This window comes from Pseudomonas sp. UTLPPB19802 (genome assembly GCF_059730225.1).
In genome coordinates this window covers 6,265,550-6,285,211 of sequence record NZ_AP048545.1, presented here as the reverse complement: position 1 = coordinate 6,285,211, position 19,662 = coordinate 6,265,550, and the positions used below count along the sequence as shown (strand labels likewise).

At 60.0% G+C, this 19,662-nt stretch carries 22 protein-coding genes; all 22 read left to right on the top strand.

The genetic code is table 11. The features are described 5' to 3' along the window. The first annotated feature begins 18 nt into the window (after positions 1-18). The 22 genes from AC6I6U_RS27320 to AC6I6U_RS27215 all read left to right on the top strand — a co-directional run bounded on the left by AC6I6U_RS27320 (position 19) and on the right by AC6I6U_RS27215 (position 19,661). Positions 19-498 (top strand): phage terminase small subunit P27 family, encoded by a 480-nt coding sequence (locus tag AC6I6U_RS27320; RefSeq protein WP_497879091.1) that lies wholly within the window; start codon positions 19-21, stop codon positions 496-498. Next, the gene (locus AC6I6U_RS27315; protein ID WP_497879090.1) at positions 498-2,225 is read left to right on the top strand and encodes a terminase large subunit; all 1,728 of its coding nucleotides are present in this window, start codon (positions 498-500) and stop codon (positions 2,223-2,225) included. The genes AC6I6U_RS27320 and AC6I6U_RS27315 overlap by 1 nt, the downstream gene beginning before the upstream one ends. Next, the gene (locus AC6I6U_RS27310; protein WP_497879089.1) at positions 2,225-2,389 is read left to right on the top strand and encodes a hypothetical protein; all 165 of its coding nucleotides are present in this window, start codon (positions 2,225-2,227) and stop codon (positions 2,387-2,389) included. Before AC6I6U_RS27315 ends, AC6I6U_RS27310 begins: the two co-directional genes overlap by 1 nt. Beyond that, complete coding sequence (locus tag AC6I6U_RS27305; RefSeq protein ID WP_497879088.1) at positions 2,382-3,692, top strand: phage portal protein; 1,311 nt, start codon at positions 2,382-2,384, stop codon at positions 3,690-3,692. Before AC6I6U_RS27310 ends, AC6I6U_RS27305 begins: the two co-directional genes overlap by 8 nt. A 3-nt stretch (positions 3,693-3,695) precedes the next feature. Then, positions 3,696-4,553 carry a head maturation protease, ClpP-related gene (locus tag AC6I6U_RS27300; protein WP_497879087.1) on the top strand — a complete coding sequence of 286 codons (858 nt, stop codon included), beginning with the start codon at positions 3,696-3,698 and terminating at the stop codon, positions 4,551-4,553. Between the two features lie 2 nt (positions 4,554-4,555). Beyond that, a complete protein-coding gene (locus tag AC6I6U_RS27295; RefSeq protein WP_497879086.1) occupies positions 4,556-5,746 on the top strand; it encodes a phage major capsid protein in 1,191 nt (396 codons plus the stop codon). A 550-nt stretch (positions 5,747-6,296) separates the two neighbouring features. Next, entirely contained in the window at positions 6,297-6,773 is a 477-nt protein-coding gene (locus AC6I6U_RS27290) for a head-tail connector protein (protein ID WP_497879085.1), read from the top strand. Further along, entirely contained in the window at positions 6,773-7,114 is a 342-nt protein-coding gene (locus AC6I6U_RS27285) for a phage head closure protein (protein ID WP_497883115.1), read from the top strand. Before AC6I6U_RS27290 ends, AC6I6U_RS27285 begins: the two co-directional genes overlap by 1 nt. Further along, entirely contained in the window at positions 7,107-7,592 is a 486-nt protein-coding gene (locus AC6I6U_RS27280; RefSeq protein WP_497879084.1) for an HK97-gp10 family putative phage morphogenesis protein, read from the top strand. The genes AC6I6U_RS27285 and AC6I6U_RS27280 overlap by 8 nt, the downstream gene beginning before the upstream one ends. Then, the gene (locus tag AC6I6U_RS27275; RefSeq protein WP_497879083.1) at positions 7,589-7,957 is read left to right on the top strand and encodes a DUF3168 domain-containing protein; all 369 of its coding nucleotides are present in this window, start codon (positions 7,589-7,591) and stop codon (positions 7,955-7,957) included. Before AC6I6U_RS27280 ends, AC6I6U_RS27275 begins: the two co-directional genes overlap by 4 nt. 52 nt (positions 7,958-8,009) lie before the next feature. Next, positions 8,010-8,735, top strand: a complete 726-nt coding sequence (locus AC6I6U_RS27270) for a phage tail tube protein (RefSeq protein WP_497879082.1) — start codon at positions 8,010-8,012, stop codon at positions 8,733-8,735. A gap of 9 nt (positions 8,736-8,744) precedes the next feature. Further along, positions 8,745-9,095 (top strand): phage tail assembly chaperone family protein, TAC, encoded by a 351-nt coding sequence (locus AC6I6U_RS27265; protein ID WP_497879081.1) that lies wholly within the window; start codon positions 8,745-8,747, stop codon positions 9,093-9,095. Between the two features lie 29 nt (positions 9,096-9,124). Next, positions 9,125-9,379 carry a hypothetical protein gene (locus AC6I6U_RS27260; protein ID WP_497879080.1) on the top strand — a complete coding sequence of 85 codons (255 nt, stop codon included), beginning with the start codon at positions 9,125-9,127 and terminating at the stop codon, positions 9,377-9,379. A gap of 20 nt (positions 9,380-9,399) precedes the next feature. Next, positions 9,400-12,168 (top strand): phage tail tape measure protein, encoded by a 2,769-nt coding sequence (locus tag AC6I6U_RS27255; RefSeq protein ID WP_497879079.1) that lies wholly within the window; start codon positions 9,400-9,402, stop codon positions 12,166-12,168. Continuing rightward, positions 12,169-12,507, top strand: a complete 339-nt coding sequence (locus tag AC6I6U_RS27250; RefSeq protein ID WP_497879078.1) for a phage tail protein — start codon at positions 12,169-12,171, stop codon at positions 12,505-12,507. Beyond that, a complete protein-coding gene (locus AC6I6U_RS27245) occupies positions 12,504-13,697 on the top strand; it encodes a hypothetical protein (RefSeq protein WP_497879077.1) in 1,194 nt (397 codons plus the stop codon). Before AC6I6U_RS27250 ends, AC6I6U_RS27245 begins: the two co-directional genes overlap by 4 nt. After that, the gene (locus AC6I6U_RS27240) at positions 13,697-14,032 is read left to right on the top strand and encodes a hypothetical protein (protein ID WP_497879076.1); all 336 of its coding nucleotides are present in this window, start codon (positions 13,697-13,699) and stop codon (positions 14,030-14,032) included. Before AC6I6U_RS27245 ends, AC6I6U_RS27240 begins: the two co-directional genes overlap by 1 nt. A gap of 23 nt (positions 14,033-14,055) precedes the next feature. Next, positions 14,056-14,739, top strand: coding sequence for a phage minor tail protein L (locus AC6I6U_RS27235; protein ID WP_497879075.1), 684 nt, complete (start codon positions 14,056-14,058; stop codon positions 14,737-14,739). A 5-nt stretch (positions 14,740-14,744) separates the two neighbouring features. Continuing rightward, positions 14,745-15,509 carry a C40 family peptidase gene (locus AC6I6U_RS27230; protein ID WP_497879074.1) on the top strand — a complete coding sequence of 255 codons (765 nt, stop codon included), beginning with the start codon at positions 14,745-14,747 and terminating at the stop codon, positions 15,507-15,509. 38 nt (positions 15,510-15,547) lie between these two features. Then, a complete protein-coding gene (locus AC6I6U_RS27225; RefSeq protein ID WP_497879073.1) occupies positions 15,548-15,895 on the top strand; it encodes a hypothetical protein in 348 nt (115 codons plus the stop codon). Positions 15,896-15,947: 52 nt separating this feature from the next. Next, the gene (locus AC6I6U_RS27220; protein ID WP_497879072.1) at positions 15,948-16,526 is read left to right on the top strand and encodes a tail assembly protein; all 579 of its coding nucleotides are present in this window, start codon (positions 15,948-15,950) and stop codon (positions 16,524-16,526) included. A 57-nt stretch (positions 16,527-16,583) separates the two neighbouring features. Continuing rightward, entirely contained in the window at positions 16,584-19,661 is a 3,078-nt protein-coding gene (locus tag AC6I6U_RS27215; RefSeq protein ID WP_497879071.1) for a TipJ family phage tail tip protein, read from the top strand. Position 19,662: the final 1 nt, after the last annotated feature.

Sequence of the window (19,662 nt, the reverse complement as noted above, 5' to 3'; positions counted from 1 at the left end):
AGTTTAGTGGAGGCGCCGATGCCAGGGGTTGCCGGGCGCTCTGGCCGTCGCCCAAAACCCACGGCCCAGAAGGAGCTGGCCGGCAATCCCGGCAAGCGCAAGCTGAATAAGGACGAGCCGGATTTCGCTCTGGTGACCAACGTCGATCCGCCTGAATGGCTATGCGAATACTCCACCAAGGTTTGGGAGATGCTGGTTCCTGAACTCCTGCGGGCAAAGGTGCTGGCGTTGACCGACATGCACAATGTCGAGGCGTTCTGCACTGCGTATGGCAACTGGCGAAGGGCACAGGAATCGGTCATCGCCCACGGCATTGTGGTGGCTGGTGCCACTGGCGGCCCAGTGAAAAACCCGGCGCTCACCGCCGCCAATGAAGCTATGCGGCAGATGGTCACCTTCGGTTCGATGCTGGGTCTGGACCCGGCCAGCCGGACGCGGATCATCGGCGGCAACAAGCAGAAATCCACCAACGAGTTTGCAGCCCTACTGAGTTCCTGATGACCCGAGCCAAGTACACCAATGTCGACAAGGCAATGGTGTGGGCAAGGTCTGTCCTCAAGGGCAAGTTTCCGGCATGTCGCTACATCCACCAGGCGATCGAGCGGCATTTCGAGGATGTGGCGGCCAGCCGATCAAAGAACTACCCGTACAAGTTCGACCCGGCCAAGGCTGAGAAAAAGCTGCGCCTGATACAGCTGCTGCCCCACACCAAGGGCGAATGGGCGTTCAAGCGGCAACTGATCACGCTTGAGCCTTGGCAGCTCTTCGGCCTGGCCTGCACATTCGGCTGGGTCCGGAAGAAGGGCGGGTACCGTCGCTTCCGCGAGAGCTACTGGGAGGTGCCGCGCAAGAACGGCAAATCGGTGATTGCCGCCGGCGTCGGCATCAGCATGTTCACCGCCGACAACGAGTTTGGCGCTGAGGTCTACTCTGGTGCGACCACCGAGAAGCAGGCGTGGGAGGTGTTCCGACCTGCAAGACTGATGGTCAGCAGGTCGCCCATGCTGATCGAGGCAGCTGGCATCGAGGTAAACGCCTCGAACTTGAACATTCCGTCGAACGGAAGCCGCTTCGAGCCGCTGATCGGCAACCCAGGTGATGGTGCGTCCCCATCCTGCGCGATCATTGACGAATACCACGAGCACGACAGCGCGGCCCAGTACGACACGATGCTCACCGGCATGGGCGCACGCCGGCAGCCGCTGATGTTCATCATCACCACCGCCGGCGCGAGCATCGAGGGGCCGTGCTACGACAAGCGCCGCCAGGTCATCGAGATGCTCAACGGCACCGTGCCGGACGACGAGCTATTCGGCTACATCTGGACGCTCGACGAGGGCGACGACTGGACCGACCCGAAGAACCTGGCCAAAGCCAACCCATGCATGGGTGTGTCGGTATTTCAGGAGTATCTGGAGAGCCAGTTGGCCAGGGCGATCCGCTCGGCGCGCTTCACCAACACGTTCAAGACCAAGCACCTGAACCTGTGGGTGAGTGCCAAATCCGGCTTCTTCAACATGGAAAGTTGGAAGGCCTGCGAGGACAAGACGCTCACGCTTGAGCAGTTCGAGGGGCAGGAGTGGATCGCGGGTTTCGACTTGGCGCGCAAGCTCGATATGAACTCCAGGGCCAGGCTCTTCTGGCGCGAGATCGACGGAAAGATCCACTACTACAGCGTGGCACCGGCGTTCTGGGTGCCCGAGGACACCGCGAACGACGTGGACAACAAGCGCATGTCCGAGCGCTTCCAGGCCTGGGTCAATACCGGCCACCTGACCGCCACACCTGGCGCCGAGGTGGACTACCGCGAAATCCTCGAGGACACCAAAGAAGCCAACAAGCTGGCACCGATCAGGGAGAGTCCGATCGACCCGCACGGCGCCACGGGCCTGAGTCATGACCTGGACGACGAGGGCTTCAACCCGATCACTATCACCCAGAACTACACCAACATGTCCGACGGCATGAAGGAGCTGGAGGCCGCAATCGAGGCGGGCAGGTTTCATCACGACGGCAATCCGATCATGACCTGGTGTATTGGCAACGTCATCGGCAAGAACCTGCCTGGCAATGATGATGTAGTGCGCCCCATCAAGCAGGGCGAAGACAACAAAATCGACGGCGCAGTGGCGCTCATTATGGCAACCGGCCGGGTTATGGCGCAGAACCTGGTGAGCAACAGCGTCGATAACTTTATGGCCGCTATCCGGAACCCAATCTACTGATGGACACTGCGACGATTCTTTATCTGGTCACCGCGCTGCTGGGCTTCGGTCTGATGGTGGCTGGTGTATTCATCCTGGCCGGCACTGGCTGGGCTCTCATCACCGCCGCGGTCAGCATGTTCTGTATCGCTGCCTTCGTTCGTCGGGGAATAGTCAGTGGCTAACACAATTCTTCGTGCGCTTGGAAACGCGGCTCGGCGGCCATCGGCCAGTATCGGCGAGTGGGTCGGTAAGAGCATCAGGCTGACCGATGGCGGTTTCTGGAGCGCTTTCACGGGCGTCCAATCGAGCAGCGGCAAGACGGTCACCGTCGACAAGGCCATGCGGCTTTCGGCAGTTTGGGCATGCGTTCGCATCATCTCTACCTCGGTCGCCGGTCTGCCTCTGAACATTTATCGCAGGCTGCCTGATGGCGGTCGCGAGAGTGCCAGGGATTTCCGGCTCTACGATGTCGTTCATACCAGTCCAAACGAGGACATGGCCGCCTTCCATTTCTGGCAGGCAGTCGTGGCGTCGATGCTTCTGTGGGGAAATGGATACGCCGAGATTCACCGGAGTGCCGGCCGGGTTGTTGCCTTGGATTTCCTGTTGCCATCTCGTATCGATTTGGAAACGGATGACGACGGGCACCTTACCTACTTTTATCGCCCCCCGAAGGGCGCAAGGCGACAGATCCTCAGGGAGAACATGCTGCACATTCCAGCTTTTACCCTGGATGGTCGGGTTGGTATGTCAGCAATCCGCTACGGCGCCGACGTGTTCGGCAGTGCGATGTCGGCTGATGACGCAGCCAACAGCACATTCAAGAATGGGATGATGCCCACTGTCGCATTCTCCCTTGATAGGACACTGACCCCGCCCCAGCGCGAAGACTTCCGAGCCTACGTACAGACCATTACCGGAGCGCTGAATGCTGGGAAGAGCCCAGTACTGGAGCAGGGTGTCAAGCCAGAGCAGTTGGGGATCAACCCAACTGACGCCCAGTTGCTTGAGTCCCGGGGACACAGCGTAGAGGAGATCTGTCGTTGGTTCGGTGTGCCTCCCTGGATGGTCATGAAGACCGATAAGGGCAGCAACTGGGGAACCGGTTTGGAGCAACAGCAGATCGCTTTCCTGACCTACTGCATCATGTCCTACACCGCACCGATCGAGCAGTGTGTCAACAAGTTCTGCCTGTCTGCTGTCGATCGAATCAACTACTACGCCGAGTTCTCCCTGGAGGCATTTCTCCGCGCAGATAGTGCTGGCCGCGCTGCTTACCTCAGCACCATGGGCCAGAACGGCTACATGACCCGCAACGAAGGTCGTCGGAAAGAGAATCTACCGAGCAAGCCAGGCGGCGATGTGCTGACTGTGCAATCCAACCTGGTGCCGTTGGATCAGCTCGGTAAACAAAACGATGGGCAGACTGCCCGCGAAGCCCTGAAAGCCTGGCTGCAAGATACAGACAGCAACCCTCGGGAGTAACCCATGAAACACAAGATCCAGTCTCGCGGCCTGCGCAGCGAGATGAGCCCGCGTGCGCTCGAAAAATGGAATCCCGCCATCCAGGCTGCGGTGGAAAACACCAGCGACACCATCACCGTATACGGTGTGATTGGTGAGGATTGGTACGGGGACGGTGTCACTCTCAAACGAATCGACGCTGCGTTGCGCTCGATTGGCGAGAAGGATGTGACCGTCTACATCAACTCGCCAGGCGGTGACATGTTCGAGGGAATCGCCATTTACAACCGACTGCGGGAGCACAGTCACAAGGTCACGACCAAGGTTCTTGGCATGGCCGCGAGCGCAGCCTCGGTGATCTATCTGGCCGGGTCGGAAAGGCAGGTGGCCAGTAGTGCTTTCCTGATGATTCACAACTGCTGGACGTTTCTCGCCGGCAACCGCCACTACCTGCGCGACGTCGCCGACGACATGGAGGAATTCGACGCAGCCATGGCCGACCTCTATGCCGAAACCTCTGGGCAGCCGGTCAAGGAAATGGCCGACCTGATGGACGATGAGACCTACATCCGCGGTAAGCGAGCCGTGGAATTGGGCCTGGCCACCGGCCTGCTTTCGGCTACCGAAATCACCGAGCGCGAAACCGAAGAGACCGGACAGGCCAATGCGCTAAAGGCCATGGATATGGCGCTGGCCAAGTCCGGCATGCCTCGATCCGAGCGCCGCGAATTGTTCGCCAATTTCAAGTCCGGCATGCCTCGCGCTGCCGGCGGGGGCACGCGTAACGCTGCCCCGACCGACAAGCAAAGCGCTGTCGCGCCAGACCTCACCGCCTCTCTGAGCGCGGCAACCAATCTACTCAACTCTCTGAAAGGACAATGACCATGGATTTCGAATCCCAAGTCGAGGAACTCAACGCCAGCCTGAAGGGCATTGGCGACCAGATCAAAACCCAGGCCGAGGCGGTCGACAAGCAAATCAAGGCCTCGGGCGAGATGAATGCGGAGACCCGTGCCAAGGTCGATGAGCTTCTGACCAAGCAGGGTGAAATCAGCGCGCGTCTCGGTGAGGCCGAGCAGAAGCTGGTCAATGCCAGTCGCGACCGTCGTGACCCAGAGCGCCAGAAGTCCGCAGGTGAAATCGTCACCGCGTCCAAGGAAATGGAAGGTGTTGACTCTGCCTTCCGTGGCTCCCGCCGTATTGCTGTAACCCGGGCAGCAATTACTTCCGTGCCCGGGTCCGCTGGCGACCTGGTCACTCCCGATCGGCTCTATGGCATTCAAGCAGCCCCTGAGCGTCGCTTGACCATTCGCGATCTGATCGCCCCTGGGCAAACTGGCAGCAACTCGGTCGAGTATGTGCAGGAGGAGGGCTTCACCAACAGCGCGCGGCCTGTTGCAGAAGGTACCGCAAAGCCGTATTCCGACCTCACCTTCAAGCTGGAGCAGGCACCAGTGAGGACTCTGGCGCACCTGTTCAAGGCCAGCCGCCAGATTCTCGATGATGCCCCCGCCCTGCGGAGCTTTATCGACGCTCGTGCTCAATACGGCCTGAAGCTGGCCGAAGAGGCTCAGTTGCTGTTTGGCAATGGTACCGGTGCGAACATCGGCGGCATCGTTCCTGTTGCACAGGTCTACGCGCCTCCGGGCAGCGTGACCGTGACCGGGGAGCAGCGGATCGACCGCCTTCGACTGGCTCTGTTGCAGGCGGAGCTCGCTGAGTTCCCAGCCGACGGCATCGTGCTCAACCCCATCGATTGGGCGTTGATCGAACTGCTCAAAGACTCCGAAGGCCGTTACCTGATTGGCCAGCCTCAAGGAAACACCCAGCCAACCCTGTGGCGCCGTCCTGTCGTATCTACCCAGGCTATGCCTCAGAACGACTTCCTCGTGGGTGCCTTCGGACTCGGTGCCCAGATCTTCGATCGCATGGATGTCGAAATCTTGATCTCCACCGAGAACGACAAGGACTTCGAAAACAACATGGTCACCGTCCGCGCTGAACAGCGGCTGGCACTGGCTGTATATCGCAGCGAGGCGTTCGTCACCGGGCCCCTGACACCAGCAACTCCGTAACCCATCCACAACGGGCACCTGTGATGGTGCCCATCTGGAGAAAATTATGGCGCGCAAGAAAACCACTCAAGCACCTACCGAGTCCGTCAGTGGGGCGGTAGCGAATGAGCCAGGCCCATCCCAGCCTCCGTCGATTGTCAGTGCGGTCACTGTGTCGGACCCAGCATCAGCTACGTCTACGACCGCCGGCGGGCAAGGCAGCAACTCAGGTAACAGCACTGCCGAGCCTGGATCGGCATCCGAATCGGATGCTGCAGCAGCCAGCACTATTCCGGTGCCTGGCTCTGGTGATAGTTCCGCCACCGATGGCCTGGGGCTGGCGGGCTCGCAAGTCCTGTTGGGCAATGAGTCGGCATCATCTGCTTCCGCTGAAGTGCCGGCACCAGAAAATCCGAATCCAGCAATCGTTAACATATACCCCATAAGGACCTACATGGATGAAGGTGAACTCCGGCGGCGGGGCGGTCCGGCTTATCCCGTTCCCCGTCGGCATGCCGATGTTCTGGTGCAAAGAAATCTGGCGTCTCTCATGCCAGCGAAGGAGTAATTCATGTCCGTGATCGACATCGCCATGGCCATGCATCACCTGCTGGCTGAGCCTGACGACCAGGTGCTGGTGCAGACGCAGCTTGATGCGGCGGAAGATGCGGCGATGATGTTCCTGAATCGCCGCTTCTATGTGGATCAGGTCGCGCTCGACGCGGCTCGTGCTGGTGTGCAGGGTGCGTTGCAGGCAGCCAAGAGCGCGAATGCCGCAGCGGTTGAGGCTGCCGAAGCGGAGCAGGACCACGCACTGCGCTGTCGCCTGCTCAACCATGCCCGCCAGACGCTGGCCGACGCCTATGATCAGGCCGACACAATCGCTTATGGCGTGGTGATAAATCCTTCGATCCAGGCGGCGTGCCTGCTCAAGCTGGGCCATCTGTTCGCCAACCGTGAGGAGGTGGTTACCGGGGTGACCGCTGTCGAGCTTCCTCTGGCGTCTCAGCACCTGCTGATGCCATATCGCATCCGGATGGGTGTTTGATGCTGGCCGGAAAGCTGCGGCACCGCATCGATATTCAGGAGCTGGTCCCTGTACGCGATCAGGGTACCGGGGAGTTCGGCGACCCCCAGTGGATAACGCGGTGGGAAAAATGCCCAGCAAGTGTCGAGCCGCTGTCGGCCCGAGACTTCATTGCCGCTCAGGCCGGCCAGGCAGAGGCAACGGGGCGCATGGTCATTCGGTACCGCGTCGGAGTACTGCCGACCATGAGGATCGTTTACCGGGGTGAGCTGTACAGCATTGTTGGGCCTCCTCTTGAAGACCCGAAATCTGGCTTGGAGTATCTGACGATCTTGGTGTCGAAGGGGGTGAAGGATGGCTGACGGCGTCCAGTTCAGCATCATCGGCCTGGATAGCCTGCTCGAGAAGCTTGAGACCATCACCTACGACATGAAACGCAAGGGTGGCCGATCTGCGCTTCGCCGGGCCGCGCAGGTGGTGGTGCAGAATGCCAAGGAACGTGCTGAGCGCATCGACGACAAGGAAACCGGGCGATCGATTGCTGACAACATCGTGCTCCGTTGGAACGGCCGCCTGTTCAAGCAGACTGGCAATCTAGGGTTTCGAATCGGGGTACTACACGGCGCTGTGTTGAGGGATGGTGGAGACCTCAGGCCAAACTCTCCGACGCCTCACTGGCGACTGATTGAGTTCGGTACCGAGCACATTTCGGCAGTTCCGTTCATGCGACCTGCGCTGGCCGATAGCATCAGCCAAGCCACCAACACTTTCGTCACCGAGTACGAGAGAGCAATTGACCGCGCCATCAGGCGAGCTGTAAGGAGGGCGACCACTCAATGAATGCACCAATCTTTGAGGTTTGTGTTCAGGACCCAGGTGTCACCGCGTTGCTTGGTTCGGGGGCGGACCTGCGTTTGTACTCATTCGGAGAGGCACCGGAAGGTGTCGCCAAGCCCTATGCGGTCTGGCAACTGGTGAATGGCCAGCCAGAGAACTTCCTCTCCGGGCGACCAGATGCTGATGGTTTCAGTCTGCAGGTGGACGTGTACGGCAGCACCGGCCCATCGGTCCGTGCGGTGCGCGACGCCATTCGCGATGCAATCGAATTGCAGGCCTACGTTACTCGATGGGGCGGTGAGAGCCGCGATACCACCACCAAAAACTACAGAACCAACTTCGACGTGGACTGGATAGTCCGCCGTTGAACACGCCAAGCCCGCCTAGTGCGGGTTTTTCTTTGCCCGACAGGAGATCACCATGTCGATTTTGACCCAAGGTACCCAGGTCTATGCCCTGGTGCCGCCCCTCACCGGTACCGGCCCATCGACTGTGATGGAGGTTGAGTGCGCGACTGCATTCAACCCGGCTGGCTCGCCAAAAGAGCAGATCGAGGACACCTGCCTCAGCTCGAACGAACGCACCTACAAGCCGGGTTTGCGCACCCCTGGCCAGGCGTCCTTGACCATCAACGCGGACCCTAACAGTGCCAGTCACATTCGCCTTCACCAGTTGTCCGAGACCGATGGTGATACGACCATCAAGTGGGCTGTTGGCTGGTCGGATGGCAAAGCGGTACCTACCGTTTCTGTATCTGGCTCCCTGGACCAGATCACCATTACCAATGCAGGCAGCGGATACACCTCTGCTCCGACTGTCACCCTCACCGGTGGCGGTGGTAGCGGAGCCACCGCTGTGGCCGTTCTCGACGGCGATGAGGTATCGGCGATCAACATCACAAGTGCGGGGAGCGGATACACCAGCGCGCCGACCGTGAGCTTCACCGGCGGCGCCGGTTCTGGTGTAGCTGCCAGTGCCACGATCAACGCCGAGGAGGATTTTGTTCTTCCTCCCACGCGTACCTGGTTTGTCTTTGAGGGCTATGTCGCGGACTTTCCGTTCGACTTCGCCGCTAACGCTGTGGTCAGCACCGCGGTATCCATCCAACGGTCTGGCGGCAGCGCTTGGGTCAAGAAGTCTGCATAAGGGAAGCCTATGAACCTGCAGGAATTGGAAGACGCCGGCGGACTGGTCGGCGCTGAGAAGGTCAAGAAGGAAATCGTCTGGGAGCACGACGACCCCTCCACCGGGAAGAAGGTCACCGACAAGTTCAGCATTTTCGTAATGCCGCAGTCGTTCGGCATGATCGAGCGGTTGTTCTCCGATGGTGAAAGCGAACAGAGCCGCAATGCTCGCTACATCTCCGCCTGCGTGACGCTCGGAAAGAAAGGCGAGGAGTCCATTCCCTACGAGAAGGCTTACCGCCTTTCCCCAGGGCTGGGCTGGGCGATCCTGGCCGCATGTCATGAAGTGAACAGCACCGGGGCTGACCGCGCAAAAAACTGACTGCCGCCGACGAGTTCTGGCACGAACTGGTGCTGAACGGAATCGGCGGCCGATCGGTGGCTGAAGCAAAGCGCCGCCTGACCTACGTGGAAGTTATGGGTTGGGTGGCCTATCGCAACAAGCACGGCTCACTCAGCGTTGGCTCTCGCGTTGAGCAAATGGGGGCGGTTGTTGCCCTACAAGTAAACCGGCTGGCGGGCGGCAAGGCCGACCTTCTCGATTTTATGCCCAGCCATGCACCTGCCCCTGTTGATTTGGAGCAGGCCATGGAGCAGTGGGCGTGACCCTTTGATGGAAATCTGACATGGCAACTCGTTCGCTTGGGAGCCTGACCCTTGACCTTATCGCCCGCATCGGTGGGTTTGAGCAGGGAATGGATAGGGCCGCCCGTGTCTCCGGTAGGCGCATGCGGGATATCCAGCAAAGCGCCGAGGCGGTTGGCCGGCGGGTGGGCGTGGCCCTGGGGGCTGTTGCTGCTGCTGCAACCGGCGCCGGCGCGGCAGCTCTGGTGATGCTTAAAAGCACTGCCGCCGCGACTACGGAGTCAGACCGCTGGGCGAAATCCCTTGGCATGAGCACCACCACGCTCCAGCAGTGGCAGTACGCTGCCGAGCGAGCTGGTCTAAGCGCTGACAACATGGCTGATATTTTCAAGGATATCAGCGACAAAATCGGTGACGCCCTGGTCACAGGTGGCGGCGAGGCCGTAGACGCAATCGACAAGCTTGGCCTGTCGTTGGATTCGCTGGCCAGTATGACCCCGGACAAGCAGCTCCTGGCCATTTCCGAAGGATTGAAGAAGGTCGGATCGCAGTCGGAGAAAATCAACATCCTCGAGAGCTTGGGTAATGATCTTTCGAGAATGTTGCCGCTGCTGGACAACGGCGCAGAGGGCCTGCGCAAGTATATGCAGCAAGCCAAGGACTTCGGTGTTGCGCTGGATCCTGCTCAGATCGCCAGCCTGGTCAAAGCCAACGAGTTGATCGAGGACCTGCAGGCTCAAGTTCAAGGCTTGCGCAATGAGTTTGTGTCGGGGCTTGCGAACGTTGATTTGAGCCCGCTCCAGCATTCCCTGGACGGAATTCGCGACATCGTTAAGGACCCAGGCTTTCAGCAGGGAATCACAGATCTTGCGGCAATGGTCGTTAAGCTGACTGGCGCCGCGGCGCTTGGCCTGGCTCAGCTACCTGCTGATCTCAAGAAAATGAGCAGCGACCTGCAGTACGTCCTCAGCGTGTTTTCCTCGGACCAAAAGGGTCGGCATCTGGCCGGGGTTGAGGACGAAGAAACAACCAACCGCGCCCTGGACAGCTACAACAAAACCCAGGGCAGCTGGAACAAGTTCGCAGTAAACCCGACGATGTTCGTGGGGGAGATGTTCGGGCAGGATCTGGCTGCCGCGAAAAAGGCATCGGACGAGCGCCTTGAAAGCTACAAGGCCTATACCGAACTGCGCGGGTGGGGCGACGACAAGATCGCTGAGGGCGACAAGAAGCTGGTCGAAGGCGGGAAGCAACTCGCGGAACAGGAAGGGAAGGTTGCCGCTGCCCGCAAGGGCTCGAATGGCGTGATCGACAAGCTTCTCGACTCCTATGACAAGCTGGCGAAGCTCGAGAAGGACAGGGCATCACTGACTGCTGCGATGGCCAAGGACCCGGAAAACGCCGAGCGGTACCGGCGCGCGATCGCCGATATCGACAAGCAGGTCGCCCAGCTCAATGGAACCACCAAGAGCGCAACGGACGCACAGAACAAGCTCAAGCAGCAGCTCAAGGAAGCAGCGGCGACATATAAGGAACTGAAACAGTCTTTTGACCCGGTTAGTTTCGCTGCTGATGAATTCAAGAAGCGCGGCACGCAACTCGACCTGCTGCTGAAGAACGGCAAGATCACTCAGGACGAGTACAACAAGGGCATCGCTGAGATGGCCAGGCAGTTCAACATTGCCGTGGCCACCACCGATCCCCTCGTCTTGCGCATGAAGGAGATCGCTACATACCAGGAAGCCCTGGACGTTCAGTTGAACAACCTGAAGCTGTCCGGCCAGCGTGCCGCTGATGCAGTCGGAATGGGCAGTAGCCGCGCTGCATTGCAGGAGCAGTTGAACGGCGTCGACGACAGTTATGCCGAGGACCGGAAGGCCCTGGCCGCGCAGTTCGCTGACGACCAGTCCGCTGATGCCCTGGACAAGTACAACGCCAAGCTCGATGCGCTAAAGAAAAATCATCAGCAGATGACCGATCAGGTTCAGGCCAACTATGGGGCGATGAAAGAAGCCCAGGGAGACTGGACGAACGGTGCCCGCGGTGCTTGGGAGGACTACCTCGACAGCGCCCAGGACGTTGCCGGCCAGACTCGTTCCCTTTTCAGTAACGCCTTCAGTTCGATGGAGGATGCGATTGTCCAGTTCGCAACGACCGGCAAGCTGTCCTTTTCCGACTTCGCGAAGTCGATCTTGGCAGACATGGCGCGTATTGCTGCGCGGCAGGCGGCCTCCTCAGCGCTGAGTTCTCTGTTCGGTATGGCGTCATCTGCGCTTGGTGCCTACTTCGGCGGTGGTGCTGGAAATGGTCTGGCGGCCGGTTCCGCGGGTGCCACCTCTTCGAGCCTGGGAGCTTCTGCTGCGGGTTACTCATCGACTTACTTTCCACAAGCCAAGGGCGGCGCCTGGGCTGATGGAGTTCAGCTTTTCGCAAACGGGGGCGCCTTCACCAATAGCATCGTCAGCAGGCCAACAGCGTTTGGAATGGGCAATGGAACGCTCGGAATTATGGGCGAAGCAGGGGCGGAGGCAATCCTTCCTCTGGCGCGAACGGCGGACGGAAAGCTCGGTGTTCGCGCTATCGGCGGTGGCAACTCATCAGGCAGCGGGGCCGGTGGTGGAATGCTCGTTCAGATCAATGCCCCTGTCAGCATATCGATTGTTGATCGAGGCGACGAAGGCATGCAACTTGACCCGGCAGCCCTGCAGAAGAACATACAGACCCAGATCAAGGCCGGTATCGAGAAGGGCATTGCCGACTCTTGGAAGCCGGGCGGCCAGAGCTACATGCAATCCAAAGGACGAACATAAATGGCAATCGAGACTTTCACCTGGTGCCCCAAGATTGAGCCTCTAGGTACCGTAGAGTTCAAGGTCAAGAGCGCGAAGTTCGGTGATGGTTACGAGCAGGTGGCCAAGGATGGCATCAACAACAAACGCCAGAATTGGCCGCTGACGTTTGTCGGCGCCGAGGCGAAGATCAAGGAAATCGCCGATTTTCTCGATCGCCACGCCGGCGCCACGCCCTTCTACTGGACGGCGCCTCTCGGCGATCAGGCGCTATACCGCTGCAAGACCTACCAGCCATCACCACTCGGGGCTGGCATTTACTCGTTGACTGCGACCTTTGAACAGGCATTTCACCCATGATCCAGCCAATCAACATCGGTTCGGCGCCGAACGACGGCACGGGCCAGGACCTGCGGTCGGGCGGCCAGGTCATCAACGACAACTTCGCCGAGCTCGATACCCGCACCACGGCCGCCCAGGCGAAGGCTGACCAGGGCGTTTCCGATGCGGCTACCGCAAAGTCGGCAGCAGATGCGGCGCGGGCGAAAGCAGATGCGGCGGTGCCAGGTGCTGCCCTGGGCGTATCTGTTGCGCAGTTGATCAACGGCACTGTGCCTGCCGGCCAGTTGCCGAGTTTCGTCGATGACGTACTCGAATTCCCGACGCTCGCCAACTTCCCGGCGAGTGGCGAAACCGGGAAGATCTACATCGCGATCAACGGCGGCGACAGTCCGACCAACCCTACGCGTCAGTACCGCTGGAGCGGCACTGCGTATGTGTTGATCCCGGCATCGCCAGGGTCCACTGACCAGGTGCCGGAAGGCACGACCAATCTGTACTTCACCGCTGCTCGGGTCCGCTCGACGCTGTTGGCCGGCCTGGGCGCTGCTGTAAACGCCGCGATCCTAGCAAGCGACACGATCCTCCAGGCCCTCGCAAAGCTCCAGGGCCAACTCAATGCAAAGCTCGGCGCGGGTGATACCGCGGTCGACTCGGCGAAGCTGAACGGCCAGGCGGCGTCGTTCTACACGGCCCTGATGACAGGGGCTACAGCGTCTGCAGAGGGCGCAAAAGGCTTGGTGCCTGCACCACCGGCTGGCGCGGTTCGCGTGTTGAGTAGCTTAGGCACATGGATCGCGCAGGCAACGGGCAGTACCTGGGGGGCAATTGCAGGCACGCTTTCGGCGCAGACTGACCTTCAGGCCGCTCTGGACGCGAAGATCGGCGGTAGCTACAGACAGATCAGCAACGCCTGGGTCTACTTCAACGGAACCGGAACGCCGGTGATCTACAACTCGCACAACGTTTCGGCCGTGACGAAGATATCCACGGGCATCTATGACATCACCTTCACCTCGGCAATGAACAACGCAAACTACCTCACTGTCGGTGGTGCCTCGGATGACTCTGCAGCGGCTGCCATAGTCTGTGAAACCGGTTTGAACGCAGCAAACAAAACGACTGCCAAGGTTCGAGTGTCTGTGTTGAACACAAGCTCCTCCGGCAGAGATGTCAGTAGGGTCGGGGTCGCGATTTATGGGGGGCTGTGATGAAAGTAATCCTTGATAAAGACGGCTATGCGGCGGTACCTACGGGCGAGGTCGAAATCTACGAATTGGCAGAAATAATGGGCGGGACGGTAATTGATATTGCCGACTATGTTCCGCCGATGCCGACGATCGATGAACTTAGGGCGATTGAGTCGGCCTGGCAGGAAACTGAACTCAAGTTCATTGAAAACCAGCTGCTTGCCATTGAGGAAGAGGCTCAAGACGCATTGCCCGGCACCCGCAAAGACTGGCTGCAGTACCGAACGAAGGTTCGTCTGTGGCACGAGTCGCCTGACTTCCCTGGGCAGGAAAAACGCCCTGTCAGACCTACCTAACCCTCTCTCACAAGAACACCAGTATGCCAATCACAGCAGATATCCAGACCCTGGAGCCTGGCGCGTGGGTGGAGCTTTTCGAGCTCGACGCCACGATGCTGGGCGCCGAGCTTTACCGTTTCCACGGGTACCCACAGCAGACCTCGATCTTCTGGCAGGGCAACGAGTATTCGCCCTGGCCTATTCAGGCTGAAGGCTTCGAGATGACAGGGCAAGGCACCCAGCCGACCCCGACCCTTTCCGTGGGCAACGTCGGCGGTTTTATCACTGCCTTAGTGCTGTACTTCGATGACCTGGTGGGTGCGAAGTTGACCAGGCACCGGACGCTTGGCAAGTACCTCGACGGCCAGCCCGAGGCCGACCCAGAGGAAGAGCTGCCGCCGGACATCTGGTACGTCGAGCGCAAGTCAGGCGAGAACAACGAGGTCGTGTCGTTCGAGCTGTCGACGGCCCTGGATTTCCAGGGTGTGCAGCTCCCGCGCCGGCAGATCGTCGCGAACGTCTGCTGGTGGCTGAGCTGTGGCGGGTACCGCGGGCCCTATTGTGGCTACAACGGCCCGCCGGTGGCCGACGAGAACGACATCATCGTCACGGATGCCGCGAAGGATAAATGCGGCGGCAAGCTGACTAGCTGCAAGCTGCGCCACGGCGCGAACAACCCGCTCCCCTACGGCAGCTTCCCTGCCGCCGGCCTGATCAGGACCTGACCCATATGAACAAATCGACCCGCGCCGCGATCGAGCGGCATGCTATCGCAGAGTACCCGCGGGAATGCTGCGGGCTCGTGATCAGGGAAGGTCGGAAGGAGGCCTATGTCGAGTGCCGCAACACCGCCTCGACGCCCAGCGAGCACTTCCGCCTGGCACCGGAGGACTACGCCGCCGCTGAGGATCGCGGCCAGGTGCTGGCGGTGGTGCACAGTCACCCCGACTACCCGGCAACGCCCAGCGAAGCCGACCGGGTATCGTGCGAGGCCTCCGGCTTGCCTTGGCATATCGTCGAGGTGCGGAAGGGCGACGACGAGCAGATTCGGGCCGGCGAGCTGGTGAGCTTTTCCCCTGAGGGCTACGAGGCCCCGCTGATCGGCCGCAAATTTGCCCACGGCGTGCACGACTGCCTGAGCATCATCCTCGACTTCTACCGGCGTGAAATGGGCGTCGACCTAGGCAACTACCAGCGCGAGGACGGCTGGTGGGATAGGGGCGGCAACCTGTACCTGGAGAACCTGCCGGCGGCCGGGCTCGAAAAGGTTTCGACACTGCAGCACGGCGACATCGTGCTGATGCAGATCCGGTCCCCAGTGCCGAATCACGCCGGGGTGTACCTGGCTGAGGGCGTGCTGAAGACCGAGCCGCATCACCACCCAGCGCCTGGCTCGATCCTGCACCACTTGTATGGGCGGAACAGCAAGCGCGACCCGTACGGCGGCTATTGGCAGGAGGTCACGGTCAGCTACTGGCGGTACACCAGGCCCTGACGTGGTATGGTCTGCCGATTTCACAAGGAGCGTTTTCTATGAGGTTCTCAATCTTGGCGCTGGCATCTGCATTGCTGCTGGCTGGATGTGTTGGGCCTGGGGATCTGGCAAAGAATGACCCGACCATCAAGTCAGTAACTCACAAAGATCCGAAGCAGTATGCTTTGTGCGTGTTCCCGCGGTGGCAAGATACGCGGACTGATTCTTCCATGGCAGAAACGGAAAGCGGGTACCGGCTCTGGATTGCAAGCAACAACATGGCAGATGAACTGCTTGAGGTTCGCAAGACAGCAAGCGGAAGCTCGGTAACGCTTTACCAGCGCATGGCCTGGTCAAAGCTTATGGGGCGAAGCGCAATAGAGGCTGCAGTTAAGTCCTGCCTCTGATTTCCATTTTTCATAACCGCCTACGGGCGGTTTTTTATTGCCTGGAGGAAACATGAGTGAGAGTGCAGAAAAGATGCAGACGGTACTGCTGTCTGGGTCGCTTGCAAGGATGTTTGGTCGCCGGCACCGGATGACTACGGCCGGCGGGTTTCGGGACATCATGGGGTACTTTCGTCAGTTCCCAGGGTTCGAGCGGCACATGGCCGAAAGTTCCAGCAAAGGCATGCGGTACGCGATTTTCAATGGGAAGGAGAACGTCGGCGAGGACGACCTTGCGAAGCCTACAGGGCACGATGTTATTCGTATCGTTCCGGTCATAGCAGGGTCAAAGCGTGCGGGTCTTTTTCAGACGCTAGTTGGTGTGGTTTTGATCGCTATGTCATTCGTTCCAGGATTCCAGGCTTTGGCTCCAGTTGGATTTGCACTTGCGGCCGGCGGCGTTATGCAAATGCTCAGCCCGCAGGCCAAGGGCCTGGGCACGCAGGACAGCCCCAACAACCGACCCAGCTACAGCTTCAACGGCGCTGTGAATACGAGTGTTCAGGGCAATCCGGTACCGCTGCTCTATGGCCGCATGATCGTCGGCAGTGCGGTGGTCAGCGCCGGCATCTACGCCGAGAACCAGATGTAACCCACTCTCCAGACCAGGCCCGCCGAGCGCGGGCTTTTTTTCGCCCGAAGGAAAGTCATGAACGATCACATCATCACCGGCAGCAAGAGCGGTGAGTCGAAGCCGCGCCCGGCAGTTGAGGCGCCCGACAGCCTGCAGAGTACTGCTTATGCCCGAATCCTCGATCTGGTGAGCGAGGGCGAGATTCTCGGCCTGGCCAACGGCATGCAGTCTGTCTTCCTCGATGAGACGCCGCTGACCAATGCCGACGGAACGCTCAACTTCAGCGGTGTCACCCTTGACGCGCGCTACGGCAGCCAGGACCAGGACCACATCGCTGGCTTCCCTGCAGTGGAAAGCGAGATCGGCGTGAGTGTCGAACTGCGCTACGGACAGCCCTGGACCCGCGCTGTAACGAACCTGCAGTTGTCCGCAGTGCGCGTCCGGCTGTCGGTGCCGCGCCTAGCGCAGACCAGCTCCAGCAACGGCGATACCAACGGCTATTCGGTTTCGTACCGTATCGAGGTGTCGACGGACAATGGCCCGTTTGTGACCGTGTTGGGCGCGGCGTTCAGCGGCAAGACCACCACAAAATACGAGCGGTCGCACCGGATCGACCTTCCAGAGGCAAGCAGTGGCTGGCAGGTACGAGTCACCAGGCTGACGCCGAACAGCACCAGTGGGCTCATCGCCGACACCACGAACATCGACGCGATCACCGAGATCATCGACGCGAAGCTGAGGTACCCGGGGTCGGCCCTGGTCGGCCTGCAGTTCGATGCCTCGCAGTTCCAGTCGATCCCGACGCGATCCTTTGACTTGCGCGGTCGGATCATCCGGGTGCCCAGCAACTACGACCCGCAAGGCCGGATATACCCTGGCGTGTGGGACGGCTCGTTCAAGACCGCCTGGACCGACAACCCGGCCTGGATCTTCTACGACCTGCTGCTGCATTACCGGTACGGCCTGGGCCACCTGCTGAACGCTGCCCAGGTGGACAAATGGGAGCTTTACCGGATCGGCCAATACTGCGACCAACCGGTACCGGACGGGAAGGGCGGCACCGAGCCGCGGTTCACCTGCAACCTGTTCTTGCAGACTCGGGCGAATGCACTGGATGTGTTACAGGACCTGGCCACCACCTTCCGCGGCATGAGCTATTGGGCCGCCGGATCGGTCATGGCCGTTGCTGACATCCCAGAGGATCCGGCATACACGTACTCCAACGCGAACGTGATCGATGGGAAGTTCGGGTACACCGGGTCTGCGAAGAAGACGCGCTACACCGTTGCGCTGGTGAGCTGGAACGACCCAGCAGACTTCTACCGGCAGAAGGTCGAGTATGTCGACGACCAGGCCGGCATCGCGCGGTACGGCATCCAGCAGACCGAGATGACCGCCACCGGCTGCACCTCCCAGGCCCAGGCCCAGCGCATCGGCAAATGGGCGCTGCTGACCAACCGCCTGGAGACCGAGAGCGTAAGCTTTTCGGTGGGCCTGGATGGCGCAATGGCCCGCCCAGGGCAAATCATTCGGATCGCAGACAACGACCGCGCAGGCCGCAGGATTGGCGGTAGGCTTCGCTCTTCAACGCTCGACACGTTGATTCTCGACGCAGATGTGAAGGCATTCCCGGGCGACACGATCACCCTGATCATGCCCACCGGGAAGGCTGTGTCGCGGGCGATCAAGTCGGTCGGTTATCCACTGACCTGGGATCAGAATGGAATCAAATGGGATAACGGCACGATCACGCTCGACACCACGGGCTTTCCCTCCGATGTGCAGCAGATTGTGCTGGCCCAGGATCTGGACGACCTGCCGCCGACGCACTCGATGTGGGCAATCGATTCGCCCACGCTTGCCACCCAGCTTTTCCGCGTCATGTCTGTTGCCGAAGACTTTTCCGACTCCGAGATCAAGTTCACGATCACCGGCGTGAAGCACAACGCGAGCAAGTTCGACGCGATCGACAACGGCACCCGGATCGAGACGCCGCCGGTGACCGTGATCCCGCCGAGCGTGCAGCGTCCTCCGGCCAACGTGGCCGTCAGCAATGACCACTTCGTCGACCAGGGCAGTGCGGTCAGCGTGATGACGATCACCTGGGAGAAGCCAGAGGCCGCGATCGCATACGAGGTCTATTGGCGCAAGAACGACGGTGACTGGATTTTCGCGGGGCGCACCGGCACCACGTCCATCGATGTGAGCGGCATCTACGCCGGCAGGTACGTGGCGAAGGTGCGGGCAATCAACTCGCTGGATATCGGCTCAGTGTTCGCGACGTCGGCCGAGACCGTGCTGAACGGCAAGACAACGCCGCCGCCGGTACCGTCGTCATTCACAGCCGAGTCGATAGTTTTCGGCATAAAGTTGAAATGGGGTATCCCGGCAGGGCTAAGCACTGCCGATTTGCAGCGCACGGAGATCTGGTACGGCCAGGCCAACAACATCAGCGAGGCGATCAAATTTGGCGACTATGCGTACCCGCAGACCGATCTGACGATCATGGGCCTGGCCGCCGGCGTCCGGTTTTTCTTCTGGGCTCGCCTGGTGGACCGGATCGGAAACGTCGGTGCCTTCTACGGACCTGTCACCGGGCAGTCGTCGGCAGACGCGGGGCCTATCCTGGACTACCTGAATGACCAGATCACTGAAACCCAGCTCAGCCAGCACCTGCTGGAAAAGATCGACTCCGGGGGCGGCGCCCAGGTCGAGATCGAAGCACTGAAGACCGAGTTGGCCGCGATGTACAGCATCAAGACCCAGCTCACTGTCGACGGAAAGCCATACCTGGCCGCCATCGGGGTGGGGGTTGAGAACGACGAAGGGATCATCACCAGCCAGGTGCTGATCGCCGCAAGCCGCTTCGCGATCATCGACCCGAACACGACTGATGTTTTTTACCCGTTCGTTATCCAAGGAAACGAGGCTTACATCAAGTCGGCATTTATTGAAAATGGGTCTATCACAAATGCCAAGGTAGGCGACCTTAGTTCCACTGATTATGTTTCCCAGCTGACAGGATGGAGACTTGGCAAGGATGGTACGTTTGAAAATAACGGGGCCAATAGCAACGGTAGGATGGTTATGACAAGCACGTCACTCAAGATGTATCACGCGAATGGAAATATCGCTATTGACTTGAGTTTGTAAT